This is a genomic window from Candidatus Electronema sp. TJ (assembly GCF_048287355.1).
Taxonomy (GTDB): Bacteria; Desulfobacterota; Desulfobulbia; order Desulfobulbales; family Desulfobulbaceae; genus Electronema.
In genome coordinates this window covers 2,698-5,804 of the sequence record NZ_JBLWEP010000010.1, presented here as the reverse complement: position 1 = coordinate 5,804, position 3,107 = coordinate 2,698, and the positions used below count along the sequence as shown (strand labels likewise).

Annotated in this window: 3 protein-coding genes; all 3 read left to right on the top strand. The window is 61.7% G+C overall.

What is annotated here, in order from left to right:
* The coding region (locus ACNKID_RS01560) for an adenosylhomocysteinase (RefSeq protein WP_417911675.1) at nucleotides 1–922 on the top strand (922 nt) is incomplete at its 5' end.
* Between the two features lie 232 nt (nucleotides 923–1,154).
* Nucleotides 1,155–1,472 carry a c-type cytochrome gene (locus ACNKID_RS01555; RefSeq protein ID WP_417911674.1) on the top strand — a complete coding sequence of 106 codons (318 nt, stop codon included), beginning with the start codon at nucleotides 1,155–1,157 and terminating at the stop codon, nucleotides 1,470–1,472.
* A 186-nt stretch (nucleotides 1,473–1,658) separates the two neighbouring features.
* A partial coding sequence (locus ACNKID_RS01550; protein ID WP_417911673.1) for a DUF4105 domain-containing protein occupies nucleotides 1,659–3,107 on the top strand: 1,449 nt, incomplete at its 3' end.

Here is a 3,107-nt window from a genome sequence, read left to right as displayed (position 1 = left end):
GCCCAACATGATTCTGGATGACGGCGGCGACCTCACCCAGATCATGCACGAGAAGTACCCGGAGCTGATGCAGGAGATCAAGGGCATCTCTGAGGAGACCACCACCGGCGTGCACCGCCTGAACGAGATGGCCAAGGCGGGCAAGCTGCTGGCTCCGGCCATCAACGTCAACGACTCCGTCACCAAGTCCAAGTTTGACAACCTCTACGGCTGCCGCGAGTCGCTGATTGACGGCATCAAGCGGGCCACGGACGTGATGATCGCGGGCAAGGTGGCGGTGGTGGCTGGTTATGGCGACGTGGGCAAGGGCTGCGCCCAAGCACTGCGCCACATGGGCGCGGTGGTCTGCGTGACCGAGATAGACCCGATCTGCGCCCTGCAAGCGGCAATGGAAGGCTACCGGGTGATGACTATGGAAGAGGCCGCGTCCATCGGCGACATCTTCGTCACCTGCACCGGCAACCTGCGCGTCATCACCAGAGCGCACATGGAGGTGATGAAGGATCAGGCCATCGTCTGCAACATCGGCCACTTCGACTCCGAGATAGACATCGCCAGCATCCGCTCCCTGCCTTGGGAGAACATCAAGCCGCAGGTGGATCATGTCATCTTCCCGGACGGCAAGCGGATCATCGTGCTGGCGGAAGGACGCTTGGTCAACCTCGGCTGCGCCACCGGGCACCCCAGCTTTGTGATGAGCAACTCCTTCACCAATCAGGTGCTGGCGCAGATGGAGCTGTGGAACAACTCCGCCCTGTACGAGAAGCAGGTCTACTTCCTGCCCAAGAAGCTGGACGAGATGGTGGCCAGGCTGCACCTGCAGAAGATCGGCGCACACCTCACCACCTTGACCAAGGAGCAGGCGGACTACATCGGCGTGAATGCGGACGGCCCCTTCAAGCCGGATTATTACCGCTACTGAGCGGGCTGGGCGGCCTGCCTGGGCGCGGCATGTCCAGCAATGCCGGCTGCTTTTCTTTGTCATTTTCTCTTGACAAGCTCCAGGCGGCTGTATATGCTATCATGCGTATGACAGCGGGCATGATGTTGTCCCGCAGATTGAGCAAAGCAGCAGAACTTTCTATCAGCCTGCCGTCGAGGCCGACTGAATTTCAACGAAGCAGTCAACTTTAATGTCTTAAGGAGAAACGATCATGAAGTACGCAGCACTTGGCTTCGCCGTCGCATGTCTGCTGGTTTCCGGTTCCGCCTTCGCCAGCGAGGAGTTGGCAAAGAAGAACTGCATGGTCTGCCATCAGCTGGACAAAGCAGGCATGGGACCCGCCATGCAGGATATCAGCAAGAAGTATGCAGCTGACAAAGAGGGCGAGCAGAAGATTGTGACTGTGATCCAGAAGGGCAGCAAGGATGTAACTGGTCCTGGCAAGATGATGGCTCCTATGGCCGCAGTGAACGAGGCTGATGCCAAGTCTATTGCCAAATGGATTCTGTCTCTGTCTGAGAAGAAGTAAGCACCATTCTTCTTCGCAGCATGGATGCAAGGCAGGCATTGCGCCTGCCTTTGCTTTTTCATTTCCCCGACGGAGACTTCATTGCAGGCGGCGCAGCTCCGCAGGCAAAGGCTGAGATGCGGAGCTGCCGCGCTGCTCTTTGCCTGCCTGTTTTCTCTTCCGCGCAGCGCATCCGCTGCCTTGCCTTTGTCTCCTGTCCGCATCGCGCAGCTGGCCCGGCATCCGGTTTGGCTGAAGCTGCTCCATTTTGACCGCTCAGGCAGACAGAGCGAGGTGCTCAGCCCGGACTTCTTCCTTGCCCCTGACGGCAGGGACAATCCTGAGGCTGAGCTGAGGGCGACCATCGCCGCCTATGCCGCGCCGTGGCCGGAGAACGGCGACAGCGATGCCCGCTGCCGCTTTCCAGCCCGCTACTTCTGGCTTTCCCAGCAGGCGCAGCTGCCGGACTACTCGCTCCGCAATCCCCAGTGCAGCAACTTCTCCCGCTGGTCGCTGCCGGACAAGGTGCGTTCGCTCAGCCTCTTCCTTGTCAGCGGCTATCTCGGCAACCCGGCCTCAGTCTTCGGCCATTCGCTGCTCAAGCTCAACACCGGCGCGGCTGACGACCAGGCCGGGCTGTTTGATCTGACGGTCAACTACGGCGCGCTGGTGCCAAAGGACGAGCCGGTCGCGCTCTACATTCTGCGCGGCCTTGGTGGCGGCTATCAGGCAGGCTTCTCCGACCGCTACTTCTACACGCAGGACTTGGTCTATTCCCGCACCGAGTTCCGCGACATCTGGGACTACGAGCTGTTGCTCACGGATGCGCAGCGCACCTTGCTCGTGCTCCATCTCTGGGAGGTGCTGGGCAAGAAGTTCGCCTATTACTTCCTTGATCAGAACTGCGCCTACAGGCTGGCCGAGCTGCTGGAGCTGGTGATTGACGAGCCGCTGCTGGAGCGGGCCGCGTTCTGGTACGCGCCGGTGGAGACCTTTCATCGCCTTGAAGACCTTGACCGCCAGCGCAAAGCAGCCGGGCAGCCCGGCCTGATCAAGACGGTGCGCTTCATTCCTTCGGCGCAGCGGCGGATGCGGCATCAGTTCAGCCTGCTCCGTCCTGCGGAGCGGACAGCGGCGCAGGCGGTGATCCAGCAGGGGCCGGACGCGCTGCGCGGCAGCTTGGCCGGGCTGGAGCCGGAGCGGCAGGCCGAAGTTGCGGACGCGCTGCTGGCCTACGCCAATTACCGCCTCACCGCCGAGCAGCCTGCGCCCAGCGCGGCATCAAAGGCTATGAAAGACCGTCTGCTCCCTGCCCGTTTCCTGCTGCCGCCGAGCAGTGCGCCGCTGGCAGAGCCGCCTGTGCTGCCCTCGCCTGCCGCTGGCAGCAAGCCCATGCTCACCAGTCTCGGCCCGGCCTATGCGGCGTGGCAGAAGGCGCATCTGCGTCTGCGCTGGTCGCCTTTCATTCAAGAGAGCTTGGGCCGGAACAGCTTGGACGGAGACGAGCTGGCAGTGCTGGACACCGCAGTCGGCCTTGGCGGCAAAGAGGACACGCTCTTTCTTGATCAGTTTGATCTGATCCGCATCCGCAAGATCAAGACCAGCTTCGGGGAGGCGGCGGACGAGAGTCCGTGGTCGTGGCAGCTGCGCGGCGGC